This is a genomic window from Ruegeria sp. BG5 (genome assembly GCF_056538425.1).
The window spans coordinates 702,527-716,022 of record NZ_JBQFTC010000001.1; the positions used below are offsets into that span (position 1 = coordinate 702,527).

Genomic DNA, 13,496 nt, shown 5'->3' on the forward strand with positions numbered 1-13,496 from the left:
CCGCAACGCAATCAGCGCTTTCGCGCGACGATATAGCGGCTTGGCAATGTTCCGAATTGATCTGCCGTCTCGATTACCTCAAACCCCGCGGCGGCCATCTTTTGTTCAAGGGTCGCCACTGGCAAGAACTCTACAAACGGCGCTTTTCCGACGGCCTGCATCAACGGAATTGCGACGCGTCGGATCATCGCGTATTTGAACCCGCCACCACTTGGCGCGCAGACCGTTTTGGAAACGAAAAGACCGCCGGGTTTTATCAGTGACGAAATATGCTCAAGCGCCGCGTCCAGATCCGGCAGCAGGTGAAGCAGGTTGTGCGCCAGAACCGCGTCATATGTCGCATGGTCCGAGGGATGATCAAGAACCTCGGCCACTTGGAATGTGACGTTTTGCAAGCGTTCGCGTTCAAGCTTTTCCCCGGCGATCTCGATCATTCCCGGTGCCACATCCGTGGCGGTTATGTGGGCGACATGAGGGGCGAGCAACAGCGCCGTCGACCCGGTGCCGCAGCCGATCTCAAGCACGGTGTCATCGGGTTTCAGGTAGGATTTCGTGCGTTCCAGCGTCTTAAGATACCCGTCCATGTTCCGAATTGGATCGGATGCGTATTTTCGGGATATCCTGCTCCAGAATGCGGCATCTGTGGTTCGTGCGGCCATAATGCGTCTCTTTCGTAAATGGGTGTTTTGCGCCTGCTAAACTTAAACACAGATATATGGAATTGCCTCGAATTGCAGAAGTGTTATGCATTATTGCATGAACTGGACGGCGATCAATTTTGATTGGAACCAGGTGCGCTCATTTCTGGCGACGGCTGAAATGGGGTCTTTCTCGGCGGCGGCGCGCGTGCTTGAACAAACCCAACCCACCGTGGGCCGTCAGGTAGCAGCGCTTGAGCATTCCCTTGGCGTCACCCTGTTCGAACGGGTCGGAAAAACGCTGAACCTGACCAGCGCGGGTGAAGAATTGCTGGTGCACGTGCGAGAGATGGCCGATGTGGCAAACCGGATTTCGATAACGGCAACAAGCCAGTCGAAAACCATCGAAGGTCAGGTCAGGATTACCGCCTCGGACGTCATGTCCGCCTACCAGCTTCCGCCTATCCTCAAACAGATACGCAAACTCGCGCCGCGGCTGCAGATCGATGTGGTCGCCGCGAATGACCTGCGCGACATACAGCGACGCGAGGCCGACATTGCGATCCGACATGTACGCCCAACGCAGCCGGACCTGATCGCGAAACTGGTGGCCGAGGCGACAGCGCATTTCTATGCAACGCCTTCCTACCTGGATCAGGTGGGTCGGCCCAAAACCGAAGCAGAACTTGCCAAGCTGGACTTCGTCGGGTTCGGCGAAGTGCGCACAATGATCGGCTTCCTCAATCCGGCCGGGGTTCCGGTTACCGAAAAGAACTTTCAGATGGGGTCAAAAACCGGTGTTGTGTCCTGGGAACTGGTGCGTCAGGGGCTGGGCGTGAGTGTCATGTCAGACGACGTCGCCGCCATGACGCCCGGAGTTGAACGCGTACTTCCTGATCGGGACCCCTTCACTTTTCCAATCTGGCTGGCCACGCATTCCGAATTGCACACCGCACGACGCATCCGGTTTGTCTTTGACCTGCTTGCCGAGCAACTCGGCGGCAAGGCAGGTAGGAAGGTGTGATTGAAACTATTGACGGTTCTGAGAAACGCGTACGACATCCCTCAAGGACGACGCCGTTTCTAGGCCGTCTTTAGCCAACTTGTTACGTCAAAATGCACAAGGCTTTGCAGGGTCAGAATGTCTTCGCGATAAAAATCCACAAGCCTGTTGTGCAGCCCGGGTGTAAGACGCGGTGGCGCGGGCCAGCCGGACTTTTTGACTTTGTGCGCACTTGTGTGAATCGGATCGGAAAGCGTGTCGGGCGAGATGTCACATGGGATCTTCAGCTCGGAAAAAAGATGCCTGATCGCGGCAGCCGGGTTATCTTTCAGATCATCATAGCGGCAAACTATTATGTCAGGAAACACCGTTTTCCAATGACTTAGGATACGTCCGTACAAACCAATTGACAGCATAATGTGGTCATCTGTCATCAGATCGATTTCAGGTGTGTAGTCCAGCCGACCCTTGTGAATGTGATGCGTGAAGGCCGACCGGTAGCGATCAATTGGATTGCGTAGAATAACCACTGGGCGCACGTCCGGGACAGCACCTTTCATCTGACTGGCAATATCCACAAAAACATTGGGTGCCTGAAAATAATGTGGTGTGCTTTCAAGATAATATGCGGCACCGGGCTTTTCGCAGACGGGAAAATGCGCGCGGTATTCATCAAGCCGCGAAGCGCAGTCGGCCCGCCCCCAGAAATTCACCTCTTTCTTGGCGGACCCGAAAATATGCCGTGACGAAGACAGCACTTCATGCATCCAGGTCGAGCCTGACTTTTGAACACCGACTAAAAGAAGGTTTGGTAACCGCGTTGATGAACTTTTCAAAAGAACCCCACTTTTTGCTGAAGGCGATGGCAGGACGGTTTCACAACTCTTCTACGTCAGCGTTATCTGTAGGCCCAGAGGCAAAAGCAACCAAAGCAACAGGATCAAATCACGTTGTGATACGGCCAGCGCCGTAACATCATCCACCGCTTGATTTGGTTTACCTTTGATGATTAAGGTCAGCCGGTATTTTCGAGGCCGATGTGCTCAGATCAGTACCGACCAAAATTCGGAAGCAGTCCCGGACGGCAAAATAACCAAGCATGGCACCCTATTTCCTCAATTCAGGTATCAAGGTAACCCTGTCGGGCCGACGCATCCACCCCAACGAAGCTCAGAATCTCAAGCGAGTTTAATCAGAATGACCGACGCACCGCTTCCTTCACATATTGTACTGGTTCTAGGTATGCATCGCAGCGGCAGTTCCTCTGTGACCAGGGTGCTCAACCTCTTGGGATATGCATTGCCGAAAACACTGATCAAAGGAAATGCATCGAACAGACGCGGACATTGGGAAAGCCAACCCGTCGCCAGATTGAACGACCGTTATCTGAACGGTGCTGACCTGACATGGGCGGACTGGAGCCCTGGCAAGCTGAAAACGGTCAGCGCGGAAGACCGTCAGAATTTCGAGCAGGATATCAGGGCACTGCTCGCCGATGAGTTTCCTGCGGGTCAGCCTGTGGTTCTGAAAGAACCCAGGATTTGCAGGCTGGTGCCTCATTACCGCGCAGCGTTGGAAAATCAGGTTCCGATGACGGCCGTGATAACGGTTCGCAACCCGCTGGAGGTCATCGCGTCTTTGGTCAAGCGCAACGCGCTTTCGGAAACCAACGCTTGTCTGCTGTGGCTGAGATATATGTTGGATGCGGTGTCTGACACGGATGGGATGCAGCGCGCCTTTATTGCATATGAAGACTGTATTTCGGACCCGGTTACAACCTTGACGATGGCGGCAGAGCATTCGCACCTGTCTTATCCGAATGATCTGCAGACAGTTGTCCCGGAAATTGATGAATTTCTAAGCACCTCCCTGCGCAACCACACACGAACGCCCGAAGATGTCATTCACAACGATCTGACCCACGGATGGACCAGCGATGTCTACGAGGCACTGCGGTTGCTGAAACACGACCCGAATGCACCCACAGCGCTGGCGACAATTGCCCGTGTCCGACAAGAGCTTGATGAAGCATCACCGATGCTGAACTTCATCGTTGGTAATTACGACCGGGAATGCAGCGAGTTGAACCGTCGCGTCGCGTCGTTGACCGCCGCGCTGGACCTGAAGACAGAGCAGGTAAAGCTACTGCGCGAGCAACTGGAACAACCGCTGGCGAAAGTGGTTGCATCTTCGATCAAGGTAAATCGACGTTCTCTTCGGGATCGGTTTCGCAAGATCAGAAAGTCTCTCAAAAAGCGCGTTGGTAAGGCCTAGCGGCCGCTTCGCACCCGTTGACAAGCCGCCCCAATACGCTTCGGAAGATGCCGGTTACCAATACACCGGCGTCTGGTTCGTCGCGCAGCGCGACTTGGAAAAGAACCATGTTTCGATGGCATATCGCGGCTGCGTGTAACCCGGGTCCGACGATGTTGCGTGAAGGTTGAAGTGGTCAAAAAACAGCGCATCACCTGCGCCAAAATATGGTCTGACCGGTTTGATGTCAGGAAAGGTTTCGGCGACCGTTGCGCCTGAGATCGACCAGTTGAAAATCGCGCCATTCGTGCCCGGCTTCAAAACCTTAGTCAGTCGCTTCGGAATCAAATCCATCCCTGGACTTTCGGTGCCTTCGCCGCAATCTGTCAAAGCGACCCAGACATTCAGGCTTTGAATGTTCTTGTTCATGAACGCGCCATCCTGATGCCATTCAGCCTTATGCTTTAGTGGCGTGGCCCGGCGCAGCACGCATTTCTGGTAGGAAACGCATGGCTCGTCCTGAAAGTAACGCTGTAAAATTTCCCGCAACCCGACGCGTTCAAAACTGTCGAACAAATTGTGCGAAACGAGCGGAGACAGAAATGTCTCGATCGAACCACTGTCATTCAGGAATACATGCGCCGTTTCTCTGTCTAACCCGGCTTCCTTGGTCAGAGGCATGAAGTAAGATTTCTGGGTCGTGCTGCGATCGTCAGGCGCACCGTCCTGTGTGGCTTCTGCAAATGCTTTGGCCGAGTCCATGACCTCATCAATGTCTTTTTGGAATCGCAACGCCCGAGCCGGTTCAAAAAAGTTCCTGACGATTATCGCGCCGTAGTGATGCATCGCGCTGATGACAGCATCGCTTGTCAGCTCATGAATATCGACTTCCGGTATTCCATGCGGGCCCAAATCGAACAGGTTTTCGGGCGCCACGGGCCTGCCTCGCATCCACGAGGTGTTCAGATCGGTGTGCACGCTTTTACCTGCCATCACCCTTGAATCGCGCAGGCGCACCAAGTCGCCGATCTGACCGTCCTTGCGAAAAACCCCGGCTGCCTTCGAAACCTTCGCAACCAGCTCATCGTTCAGAACGGCCCCGTGTAAGGGCGATGGTACCTGTGTCATAAATGCGCGATCCCGTGATTCGTGTGGTTGTGTTGGTAAATTTACTCAATTACCACTCTGGGACGCGAGCAGAATTGAGAAAGTTCGGACGATGTCACCGAATACAAAAACACAGCGTCGGATAGATCAGTTGCTTCGGCACATCAGCGCGCTTGAAGAAGAACGTGATAAGCTGAAAGAGCGTGATCGCATCTATCAGGCGACGTTTGACAGGGTTACCGACAGCCTGAAATCCGAACGGCCGAAAGATGACGCCACGAAAGGTGCCTTTACCGGCCTGTCCATCGTTATCGCCTACTACGATATCCCCAGACAAATCGAACGGACCCTGATTTCGTGTTCACCGGACTATCAGGGCGTTTCTGACGGTGACATCGAGGTCATCATCATCGACAACGGCTCGAACGAACCGTTGCCTGCCGATCTTCAAGCCCGGTTTCCATTTGTCAGCCAGATCATCAGGGTGGATGGCCACCCCTCGCCCGTTTTCGGACTGAACCAGGGTATCGAAGCCGCCCGTCATGAGATGATCGCGCTGATGATCGACGGGGCCCATATGCTGTCACCGGGTGTCGTCCGCAATTCCGGCGAAGTCTACGAGAGATTCCAAAACCCGGTTATCAACGTACCTCAGTATATTCTGGGGGCTGAATCCCAGAACCTCACTCTGGCATCCGATGCATTTGAACGTGAGACCGAAGATCTGAAAGCGCTTGGCTGGCCCGCGGATGGCTATCGTCTGTTTGAATATGCGGTTTATCCAGGCGAGAACTATCGGCGCAGCTTTGTAGATGCTATCGAAACCAATTGCCTGATTACGACACGCAAAGTGTTTCAGGAAAACGGCGGCTTTGATGAGCGATACAGCGAGCCCGGCGCGGGGTTCGCAAATCTCGAGATTTTTTCGCGCCTTATCCATGAGCAGGACAACAGCTACATCATTCTTTCAGGCGAAGGCACATTCCATCAGGACCACAGCGGCGTGACGACGCAAAAATCACCGGAAGACCGCAACGTACTTGTCGCCGAATACAAGAACCGCCACGCAGAAGTCACCGGAAGCCAGGCCATCGTCAATGCGCGCAGCCCTATCTTATACGGCAAAACGCGGCGCATGACGCAGCGTGTACCGACCATCTCAACCGAGTTCGGCAAAGCCAGCAACAAAGTTCTGTCTCAGTTGGCAGACGTCTATATCAGCCGTATCCGCGCGGGCATTACCGAAAAATACGAACCGACCCTGACCGTTGGTCTTGTGCCGGATGAACGAAGGGCGCGGCCCCATCTTGCCCCTTTGGGTCTGCTATCCGAAGCTGCGCGCCGCAACGGCGTTGAAGAAAAGAAGCTGAGTTACCTGAATTGCTTACGACAGGTTCATCGTCATGTACGGCCTGAAAGCTATTTCGAGATTGGCGTGGATACAGGGGCAAGCCTGAGTCTTGCCAACTGCCCCAGTGTCGGTGTCGATCCGGCGTTTACTCTGTCAAATCAGATTAAAGCTCCGGCGCGGCTGTATCGGGAAACAAGCGACGATTTCTTTGCCAACACGGACAGATGCAAGGCACTGTTCCCGCAAGGCATCGATCTTGCCTTCATCGACGGCATGCATCTGGCCGAATATGTGGTGCGCGACTTCATCGAAACCGAGAAATGGATGGGTCGCGACGGCGTTATTCTGATCGACGACGTGCTGCCGGACAAGATCGAGATGCTGGAGCGCGACCGCCGGTTCAACGCCTGGTGCGGTGACGTCTACAAGATCGTCCCGATACTCAGGCGCTACCGGCCGGATTTGTCCGTATCGGTGTTTGAAACCTTTGTCGGGCCTTACCGCAAGGGTCTTGCCGTTGTCTCTGGCCTTGATCCCGACAACACCAAACTCGGGCGCCACTACAAGGAAATCGAGGCGGGGGTTCTGGGAGACACTTATGATGTCGCCTCGATCGAGGAACTGGACAAGGTGATGAAACCCGAACCGATTGCGTGTCTGGGCGCGGCAACCGGGCGACGACCTGTCCGAAATCTGGCGGCGTGTCTGGCGGATGGTCCCGTTGCAGATACTGTGACGGGATCTGAGGTCCCCACCACCCTGCGCCTGTCGGTCGTAGTGATTGCACATGAGATGGCCCGGGAAATTCCACGCACACTGCGTACGCTGTCCGCCAAAATGCAAAAGGACATCTCGACGGATGATTACGAAATAATCATCGTGGACAACGGTTCCACCGACACGAGCGGATTTGCCAGCTGGGTTGAAACAGCCCCCAATGCAAGGGTCATTTCCCTGCCAGCTGGCAATGTCTCCCCATGTCACGCCGTGAACATAGGGCTTGCCGCTGCCAAGGCGGATCAGATCGGCGTGTTCATTGACGGCGCGCGCATGGCATCACCCGGTATGCTGTCTCGCGCTTTGGATCAACTGAACACTGACCCAAACGCAATTGTCGGAACCTTCGGGTTTCATCTGGGGCACGAAGTGCAGGCCGATGCGGTTCAGTCTGGATATGACGCCTCTGCCGAGGATGCCCTTTTGGAAAACTCAGGATGGGAAGACGACGGGTATCGCCTGTTCGATGTTTCGGTATTCGCAAAGTCGTCAGGCAAGGGTTGGAAGGTTCTTCCGTCCGAAGCAAACGCTGTCTTTATGCACAAGAAACTCTGGATAGAACTGGATGGGTTCGAGGAGCGCTTCCGCTCGCCGGGCGGTGGTCTAGCGAACCTTGATCTGTGGAAACGCGCTTGCGAGAAACCGGGCGTGACGATTCATATGTTGCTGGGTGAAGGGACATTCCACCAGATACATGGTGGTGTTTCGAGCAATGCGCCGGTTTCAAAGCGACCTGCTTTCGACGCGGAATACGAAACGATCCGCAAGGCGCCGTACCGCCGCCCGGACGTTCCTGCCAATTTCGTCGGCTCTGAACGTGAAACGGCAAAACCGGTTTTGTGATCAGTTTTGAGTTCAGATCATGAACCAGCGGGACTATTTAGAGCATCGACGCACTGAAACATATGGGGAACCATACTTGCGCTGAAACAAATGCGCATTCGACGAGACGAGTGCCTTAAGGCTACGTCGGCATTGCCGAATGGCCCTATAGGATCGATGATAGGTAAGAATGACTAAGCTGACTGAAGGCAATAAAAAAGACTCGCTCTGGCAGCGCCATTGGGTTCCGCAGATCAAAAAAGCCGAGAACTGTCCGGCGTTCGACCAGAATTGTATGTCGCATCTTGCGGCTTCTGGACTGCCTGCGGCACATGCTATCCCTGAAAAAGACGGGCTTGTCGTTTGCAGTTTGCGGATCGGCAACATTCCGGCTGTGGACAGCTGGCACCTAATGGCCGTTTCGACGGCCGCAAAGCAGAACTGGCCCGAAACGGGTGCCAATCGCCATGCCAATTAGCCGGAGTGCAAAAATAAGAAGGGAACTTGTTCGGCCCGCCCGGCAACTCAGCCGCCTGATCTATCGATCCGCATCCAGCGTGTATTCGCCGTTTATCTACGACCATACCCAGCGGTCAAAGGTTCGAATCTCACCCGGCGCGGTCGCGTTGAAAGATCATGTCTGCATCTATGTGATAGCTCCTTTTTTTGGACTGTGGCCGTCAAGACTTGCCGCGTTGGACTACATGCTCGAAGCCGGAGTATCCCCGATCACGGTCTCGAACATGCCATTGTCGGAAAAAGACAAGGCATCCATTTCCGAACGAAGCGCGATTGTAATTGAACGTCCAAACCACGGTTATGACTTCGGCGCGTATCGTGAGGCGAACCTGTACCTGCGGGATCGGCTGGACAGCTTGACGCGCTTGACGCTTCTGAACGACTCGACCTGGTTTCCGGCTCCGGGATCGCAGAACTGGTTCGCGTCCGTTGAACAAAGCCCGACAGATTTTATCGGTGCGACCTCCAATTTTGGAGGATCTACAATTGTCCCGAAATCGCTAACGCCGGAGCCCTGGGATTATGGTTCTTTTGCGTCCGGCTACCATCTTCAGTCCTTCGCCGTGTCCTTTTCACCGAACGTGCTGCGCAATCAAAGTTTTTTTGAGTTCTGGAAAAACTACCCATTGGTCAATGACAAAGACCTGACCGTAAAAAGGGGCGAAAAGGGCCTGACGAAATGGGCGCTTGAACAAGGCCTTTCAATGTCAAGCACCTATCCGGTTGAACAGCTTGACAGCCTTATGGCAAATTTACCCTTTGAACGTCTGCAACAGATTTCCGAGAATGTGATCGTCTTGGGTAATCCCAGATTTGAAACGTTAAAGCGTGAAGTCCTGCAAAGCTGCCCCGACGCCGAAACACTTCGATCGTTTCTTCTTGCGGCCGCGAGATGCTTGGGCGTTTCTTACGCATTGCCTGATTTCAACCTAAGAGAAATGCGGTTTCCGTTTCTGAAGAAAACACCCGTCTGGCATCAGCGGGAAGCGTCCGACATTACAATGAGGATCATCAACAGCTTTGGCGACACCTGGGACGTTGCGGAAGAAGCGCAGTATCTAAGGCGAACTCTGTTAAAATAATCTAGCAAGCTACCAACGGCACCTGCCGCGCTCGGTCGAAATCTGTCAGCCCGCCTTCAGGTTTTCGCGGCAGGAATATCCGAGGCGACAACGTCATTGGCCTTTATCCGTGCGCCGTTCCCGATGGTAATGGGGCCGATGATCTTTGCGCCCGTACCAATGCTCACACCCTTTCCAATCGTAGGGCCGACATAATCGCCGTCACGCAAGCCAATCGTTACAAAGGGTCTGATCGTGGCGCGCGCTCCGATATGAGTAATGCCGTCAATGACCACCTGCCCATGCGGCAAAACGATACCAGGGTCCATAACGACAGGGGCACCAATGTGCACCTGAGCAATCAGGATGGAAAGGCGTCGAAGGACGGTCGGTAAGATTGGAACCCCATGTGCGCGCAGTCGCGCGGCAGCCCGAATCAAAACAATCGCGAGATACCCGTCAGCCTCCCAAATCATTCTTAGAACAACATGGGCGGCTGACCACTTTCTGCAAAGTTCGGCACTGTGCAAAGAGGCCGCGACAGCCTGTGCGTCTGCCAGAATTGCGGGGAAGAATTTGGGGTTCGCCCGACCGCGTTCTCTTAGGAATTCCCTTGGTGTCATATATGTACCCTCCGGCCGAGTAACCCTCACCCGATAATTGTTGATCACGTTTGGTGTTTCCAAGTAATGACCGGATCGTACAAAGACCACCAGAACCACTTGCGTGTCGATTTAGTGACACACGCATGCACACACGCGTGATATGCCTGATGGATCCGCCGGGCAGACCTTGAACTGACGTGCGCACCCACCTAGAAGTTTGGTCGCTCGCGGGGAACAAACAGCAGTAGTGTTGGTGATCCTCAGAGCGACTAGAGCAATACTGCAAAGCGGTTCGCGCAGGCCCAAAGAAGTCTTGGATTTACGCGAGCTTTCCGTCGTCCTGCCGCGAAAGGCCGCTGCCTTTGAACGTGGCATCACACCGGTTAGCCCGCCGCGCGGTAAACAAGGGTAGCTGCATGGGATTGGCCAAATCAATCAACCGCCGGATGATGCTGGTCCGCGACGAAGACTTTCGGACGGCGCTCAAAGTGTTGCTTGCAAGGCGCAATAAACGGCGTCAGTTCGAGCTTGAGAAGTTTGGCCGGTACTTGACCGAAGCGGGCTTGGGTCAGGATGATACAAATGCAGCAGAGTTCTTTGCCGCGTCTGCATCCAGTCACCTAGACCGGGAATGGTACGCGCAAGTAAATGGTCTGCCGTCTGCCAAAGACGCCCTGTCGCATTATAAATCGGACGGGGTAAAGTTTGCCCTGGCACCGTTCAAGGAACTGGCGGCTGAAGATGGCAAAACCCTTTCGATGTGGGGAATTGAGTACCTTGTGCGCATGGGATTTCCCTTGGGTGACACCGGAGATCAACCCCTGCGCCCCGATGATCGCCGGGCGTTGGACCCCTTTAGCCTAACGAACAGCAACAAAAAGCGTATTGCTGTTGTAACGGCAATTTTCGGTCAATTTGACTCGCTTGTTCCGATCGATCCGGCTTGGAAAGAAACTGCTGACTTCTTTGTGTTTTCAGATCGGGCATATGATGCAACCGGCGGATGGCAACAGGTACACGCGCCGTTTCACCATGCGGATACCCGCCGCAAGGCCCGGTTCACAAAGCTGAACCTTCCGGCATTTTTCTCCGACTACGAATGGGTGATCTGGATCGACGGCAACATAATGATGTGTCATGGCCCGGAAGATATTTTGAACTCGCTGGATCCCGAGTCCTTCGATTTTGCGACCTTCCGACATCCTGACCGTCAAGGTTTGATGGCCGAGGCCGCAAAATGCGTGCAACTTGCCAAAGACGATCTGCGTACGATGGCGCTTCACCTGAGCCAGAACCAATCCCACCCAGCGTTTCGCGACACTGATCTGTATGAAACTATGGTTATGGTTTTGCGCCCTTCGTCTTCGAAAGTTCGGCAGATGTGCAACAGTTGGTGGCGGATGCTGGCACGTGGCTCGAAACGCGACCAGGTTTCATTGCCTTTGGCCATTGCAGAAACACCCGATTTACGCGTCAAACACTTGCCCGGTGACATGCGGTCATCCGCGTATTTCGCGCGTACGAGGCATCGCGCATGAAAAGAAACAAAACTCCGACACCGACCGAGGTTATTGTCTGCGTCCACAACAGTTTTGACGATGTGCAAGCCTGTATCCAATCTGTTCTCGACACTCTCAGGAACGATGACCGGCTTATCATTGTAGATGATGGATCCGAGACGGAAACGCAGAAACTGTGTGAGGGATTTGCTGCCAGCAATCCCGGCAACTGCCACTTGATCCGTCGACCGCAAGGCAGCGGGTTCTGCAAGGCGGCAAATGCCGGAATGCGGTATTCCACTGCTGACATGATTGTTCTGCTCAACAGCGACACAATTGTAAGCGGTGACTGGCTAAATCGTCTCGATGCCTGCTTAAACTCAAATTGGAAGATTGGATTGGCCGGACCATTGTCCAACGCGGGGGGCTGGCAGTCCATTCCTTTCCTGCCGGGACCAGATGCACGGCCAAACGAAGTCACCTCAAACGGCGAAGTGATCGGTGCCATACATACACTATGCGGCGAATTCGCCGAGCGCTTTGGCTATCCGGTTGTCGAGCAGCTTAATGGATTCTGCCTTGCGATCAGTCGACCGGTGCTGGACGCCATCGGGATGTTCGACGAAGAACGTTTTCCAATGGGCTACGGCGAGGAAAGTGATTTTGTCCTGCGGGCGCAGGATGCCGGTTTTCTGTGCGCTGTATCAATTGACTGCTTTGTTTTCCATTCAAAAACAAAGAGCTACACGTCCGAGCAACGTCTAAAATATAACGACGCAGGCCAAAAAAACCTGAAAGCCCTGCACGGGGAACACCGGATTCGGAATGCGGTGTTAGGCACCCAATATCACCCGACCCTTGTGACGATCCGCAATGAAACCCAATCTTCCTTTGAACAGAATGGTTGGCTAGATGCGGGCAAAGGACAAACCGCTTAAGCGCACGAAATGATTGGTCAAGTACCCGTCTTGGGTGCTCGACCTCGTCTTGCGGCCTAACCCAACAGGGACTTCAGGTATTCGCCATAGGTGGATCTGGCGAACAGCTTTGCGCGTGCCTCCAGTGCGGCGTCATCTACCCAGCCGTTCAGCCAAGCGATTTCGTCCAGGCTGCCGGTCTGCATACCCTGACGGTCTGTAAGGGTTCGCACGAAATTACCTGCATCCAAAAGTGAGCCATGGGTTCCGGTGTCCAACCAGGCAAAACCGCGACCCATGGTCGAAACGTTCAGCAGACCGTCATGCAGGTACATTTCCAGCAATGACGTAATTTCCAACTCGCCGCGTTCGGACGGTTGCACCTGACGGGCACGGGCCGGTGCATCGCCGTCCAGAAAGTAAAGCCCCGTCACAGCGTAGTTCGATGGTGGAACTATGGGTTTTTCAACGATACCACGCACCTTGTCACCGTTGAAATCGACGACCCCATATCGCTCGGGATCGGCAACGCGATAGGCGAATACTGTCCCGCCGCTTTCCTGGGCATCCGCCTCTTGCAGCAACTCGGGCAGACCATGACCAAAGAAGATATTGTCACCGAGGATCATCGCGGACGGCGCACCATCCAGAAAATCCTCGGCCAAAGTATAGGCTTGCGCCAGGCCTTCGGGCGACGGTTGCGTAATCCAAGTGAGTGACAAACCATACTGACTGCCATCGCCCAGCAGTCGCTGGAACTGTTCTTGATCCTGTGGCGTGGTGATGATCGCAATCTCGCGGATCTGCGACAGCATCAGAACGCTCAGCGGATAAAAGATCATCGGCTTGTCGTAGATCGGCAGTAACTGCTTTGAGACCGCTGTGGTGATCGGATATAGCCGCGTTCCCGACCCTCCGGCCAGAATGATCCCTTTTCGTTGCAT

General features: G+C 54.2%; 12 protein-coding genes. 7 read left to right on the forward strand and 5 right to left on the reverse strand.

The features are described 5' to 3' along the window. Positions 1–11: 11 nt before the first annotated feature. Positions 12–584 (reverse strand): class I SAM-dependent methyltransferase, encoded by a 573-nt coding sequence (locus tag ACR0KX_RS03275; protein ID WP_480707840.1) that lies wholly within the window; start codon positions 582–584, stop codon positions 12–14. Positions 585–756: 172 nt separating this feature from the next. On the opposite strand from ACR0KX_RS03275, the gene ACR0KX_RS03280 reads away from it, so the two are divergent. Next, positions 757–1,662: a LysR family transcriptional regulator gene (locus ACR0KX_RS03280; protein WP_170622671.1), complete on the forward strand. Its 906-nt coding sequence runs from the start codon at positions 757–759 to the stop codon at positions 1,660–1,662. Positions 1,663–1,721: 59 nt separating this feature from the next. Here the strand turns inward: ACR0KX_RS03280 and ACR0KX_RS03285 are convergent, their stop codons facing one another. Beyond that, the gene (locus ACR0KX_RS03285) at positions 1,722–2,477 is read right to left on the reverse strand and encodes a sulfotransferase domain-containing protein (protein ID WP_170622486.1); all 756 of its coding nucleotides are present in this window, start codon (positions 2,475–2,477) and stop codon (positions 1,722–1,724) included. Between the two features lie 169 nt (positions 2,478–2,646). On the opposite strand from ACR0KX_RS03285, the gene ACR0KX_RS03290 reads away from it, so the two are divergent. Then, a complete protein-coding gene (locus ACR0KX_RS03290) occupies positions 2,647–3,915 on the forward strand; it encodes a hypothetical protein (RefSeq protein WP_170622487.1) in 1,269 nt (422 codons plus the stop codon). A gap of 54 nt (positions 3,916–3,969) precedes the next feature. Here ACR0KX_RS03290 and ACR0KX_RS03295 read toward each other — a convergent pair whose 3' ends face one another. Then, complete coding sequence (locus ACR0KX_RS03295) at positions 3,970–4,911, reverse strand: phytanoyl-CoA dioxygenase family protein (RefSeq protein ID WP_170622488.1); 942 nt, start codon at positions 4,909–4,911, stop codon at positions 3,970–3,972. Positions 4,912–5,113: 202 nt separating this feature from the next. Between ACR0KX_RS03295 and ACR0KX_RS03300 the strand changes: the two genes are divergently transcribed. From ACR0KX_RS03300 to ACR0KX_RS03310, 3 genes are all read left to right on the forward strand, one after another. Next, a complete protein-coding gene (locus ACR0KX_RS03300) occupies positions 5,114–7,972 on the forward strand; it encodes a glycosyltransferase (protein ID WP_480707841.1) in 2,859 nt (952 codons plus the stop codon). A gap of 169 nt (positions 7,973–8,141) precedes the next feature. After that, positions 8,142–8,429 carry a hypothetical protein gene (locus ACR0KX_RS03305; RefSeq protein ID WP_480707842.1) on the forward strand — a complete coding sequence of 96 codons (288 nt, stop codon included), beginning with the start codon at positions 8,142–8,144 and terminating at the stop codon, positions 8,427–8,429. Then, a complete protein-coding gene (locus tag ACR0KX_RS03310) occupies positions 8,419–9,552 on the forward strand; it encodes a rhamnan synthesis F family protein (protein ID WP_480707843.1) in 1,134 nt (377 codons plus the stop codon). Before ACR0KX_RS03305 ends, ACR0KX_RS03310 begins: the two co-directional genes overlap by 11 nt. 56 nt (positions 9,553–9,608) lie before the next feature. Here the strand turns inward: ACR0KX_RS03310 and ACR0KX_RS03315 are convergent, their stop codons facing one another. Further along, a complete protein-coding gene (locus tag ACR0KX_RS03315; protein WP_480707844.1) occupies positions 9,609–10,253 on the reverse strand; it encodes an LbetaH domain-containing protein in 645 nt (214 codons plus the stop codon). A gap of 299 nt (positions 10,254–10,552) precedes the next feature. Between ACR0KX_RS03315 and ACR0KX_RS03320 the strand changes: the two genes are divergently transcribed. Continuing rightward, positions 10,553–11,674 carry a glycosyltransferase domain-containing protein gene (locus ACR0KX_RS03320; RefSeq protein ID WP_170622493.1) on the forward strand — a complete coding sequence of 374 codons (1,122 nt, stop codon included), beginning with the start codon at positions 10,553–10,555 and terminating at the stop codon, positions 11,672–11,674. After that, the gene (locus ACR0KX_RS03325; RefSeq protein ID WP_170630687.1) at positions 11,671–12,573 is read left to right on the forward strand and encodes a glycosyltransferase family 2 protein; all 903 of its coding nucleotides are present in this window, start codon (positions 11,671–11,673) and stop codon (positions 12,571–12,573) included. The genes ACR0KX_RS03320 and ACR0KX_RS03325 overlap by 4 nt, the downstream gene beginning before the upstream one ends. Before the next feature lie 56 nt (positions 12,574–12,629). Here the strand turns inward: ACR0KX_RS03325 and rfbA are convergent, their stop codons facing one another. Then, positions 12,630–13,496 (reverse strand): glucose-1-phosphate thymidylyltransferase RfbA, encoded by an 867-nt coding sequence (gene rfbA / locus ACR0KX_RS03330; RefSeq protein ID WP_480584297.1) that lies wholly within the window; start codon positions 13,494–13,496, stop codon positions 12,630–12,632.

Bases quoted from the DNA above. Each gene is read 5' to 3' on its own strand.
- ACR0KX_RS03275 (WP_480707840.1), bottom strand. From the start codon at position 584: ATGGACGGGTATCTTAAGACGCTGGAACGCACGAAATCCTACCTGAAA.
- ACR0KX_RS03280 (WP_170622671.1), top strand. From the start codon at position 757: ATGAACTGGACGGCGATCAATTTTGATTGGAACCAGGTGCGCTCATTT.
- ACR0KX_RS03290 (WP_170622487.1), top strand. From the start codon at position 2,647: ATGATTAAGGTCAGCCGGTATTTTCGAGGCCGATGTGCTCAGATCAGT.
- ACR0KX_RS03300 (WP_480707841.1), top strand. From the start codon at position 5,114: ATGTCACCGAATACAAAAACACAGCGTCGGATAGATCAGTTGCTTCGG.
- ACR0KX_RS03305 (WP_480707842.1), top strand. From the start codon at position 8,142: ATGACTAAGCTGACTGAAGGCAATAAAAAAGACTCGCTCTGGCAGCGC.
- ACR0KX_RS03310 (WP_480707843.1), top strand. From the start codon at position 8,419: ATGCCAATTAGCCGGAGTGCAAAAATAAGAAGGGAACTTGTTCGGCCC.
- ACR0KX_RS03320 (WP_170622493.1), top strand. From the start codon at position 10,553: ATGGGATTGGCCAAATCAATCAACCGCCGGATGATGCTGGTCCGCGAC.
- ACR0KX_RS03325 (WP_170630687.1), top strand. From the start codon at position 11,671: ATGAAAAGAAACAAAACTCCGACACCGACCGAGGTTATTGTCTGCGTC.
- rfbA (WP_480584297.1), bottom strand. From the start codon at position 13,496: ATGCAACGAAAAGGGATCATTCTGGCCGGAGGGTCGGGAACGCGGCTA.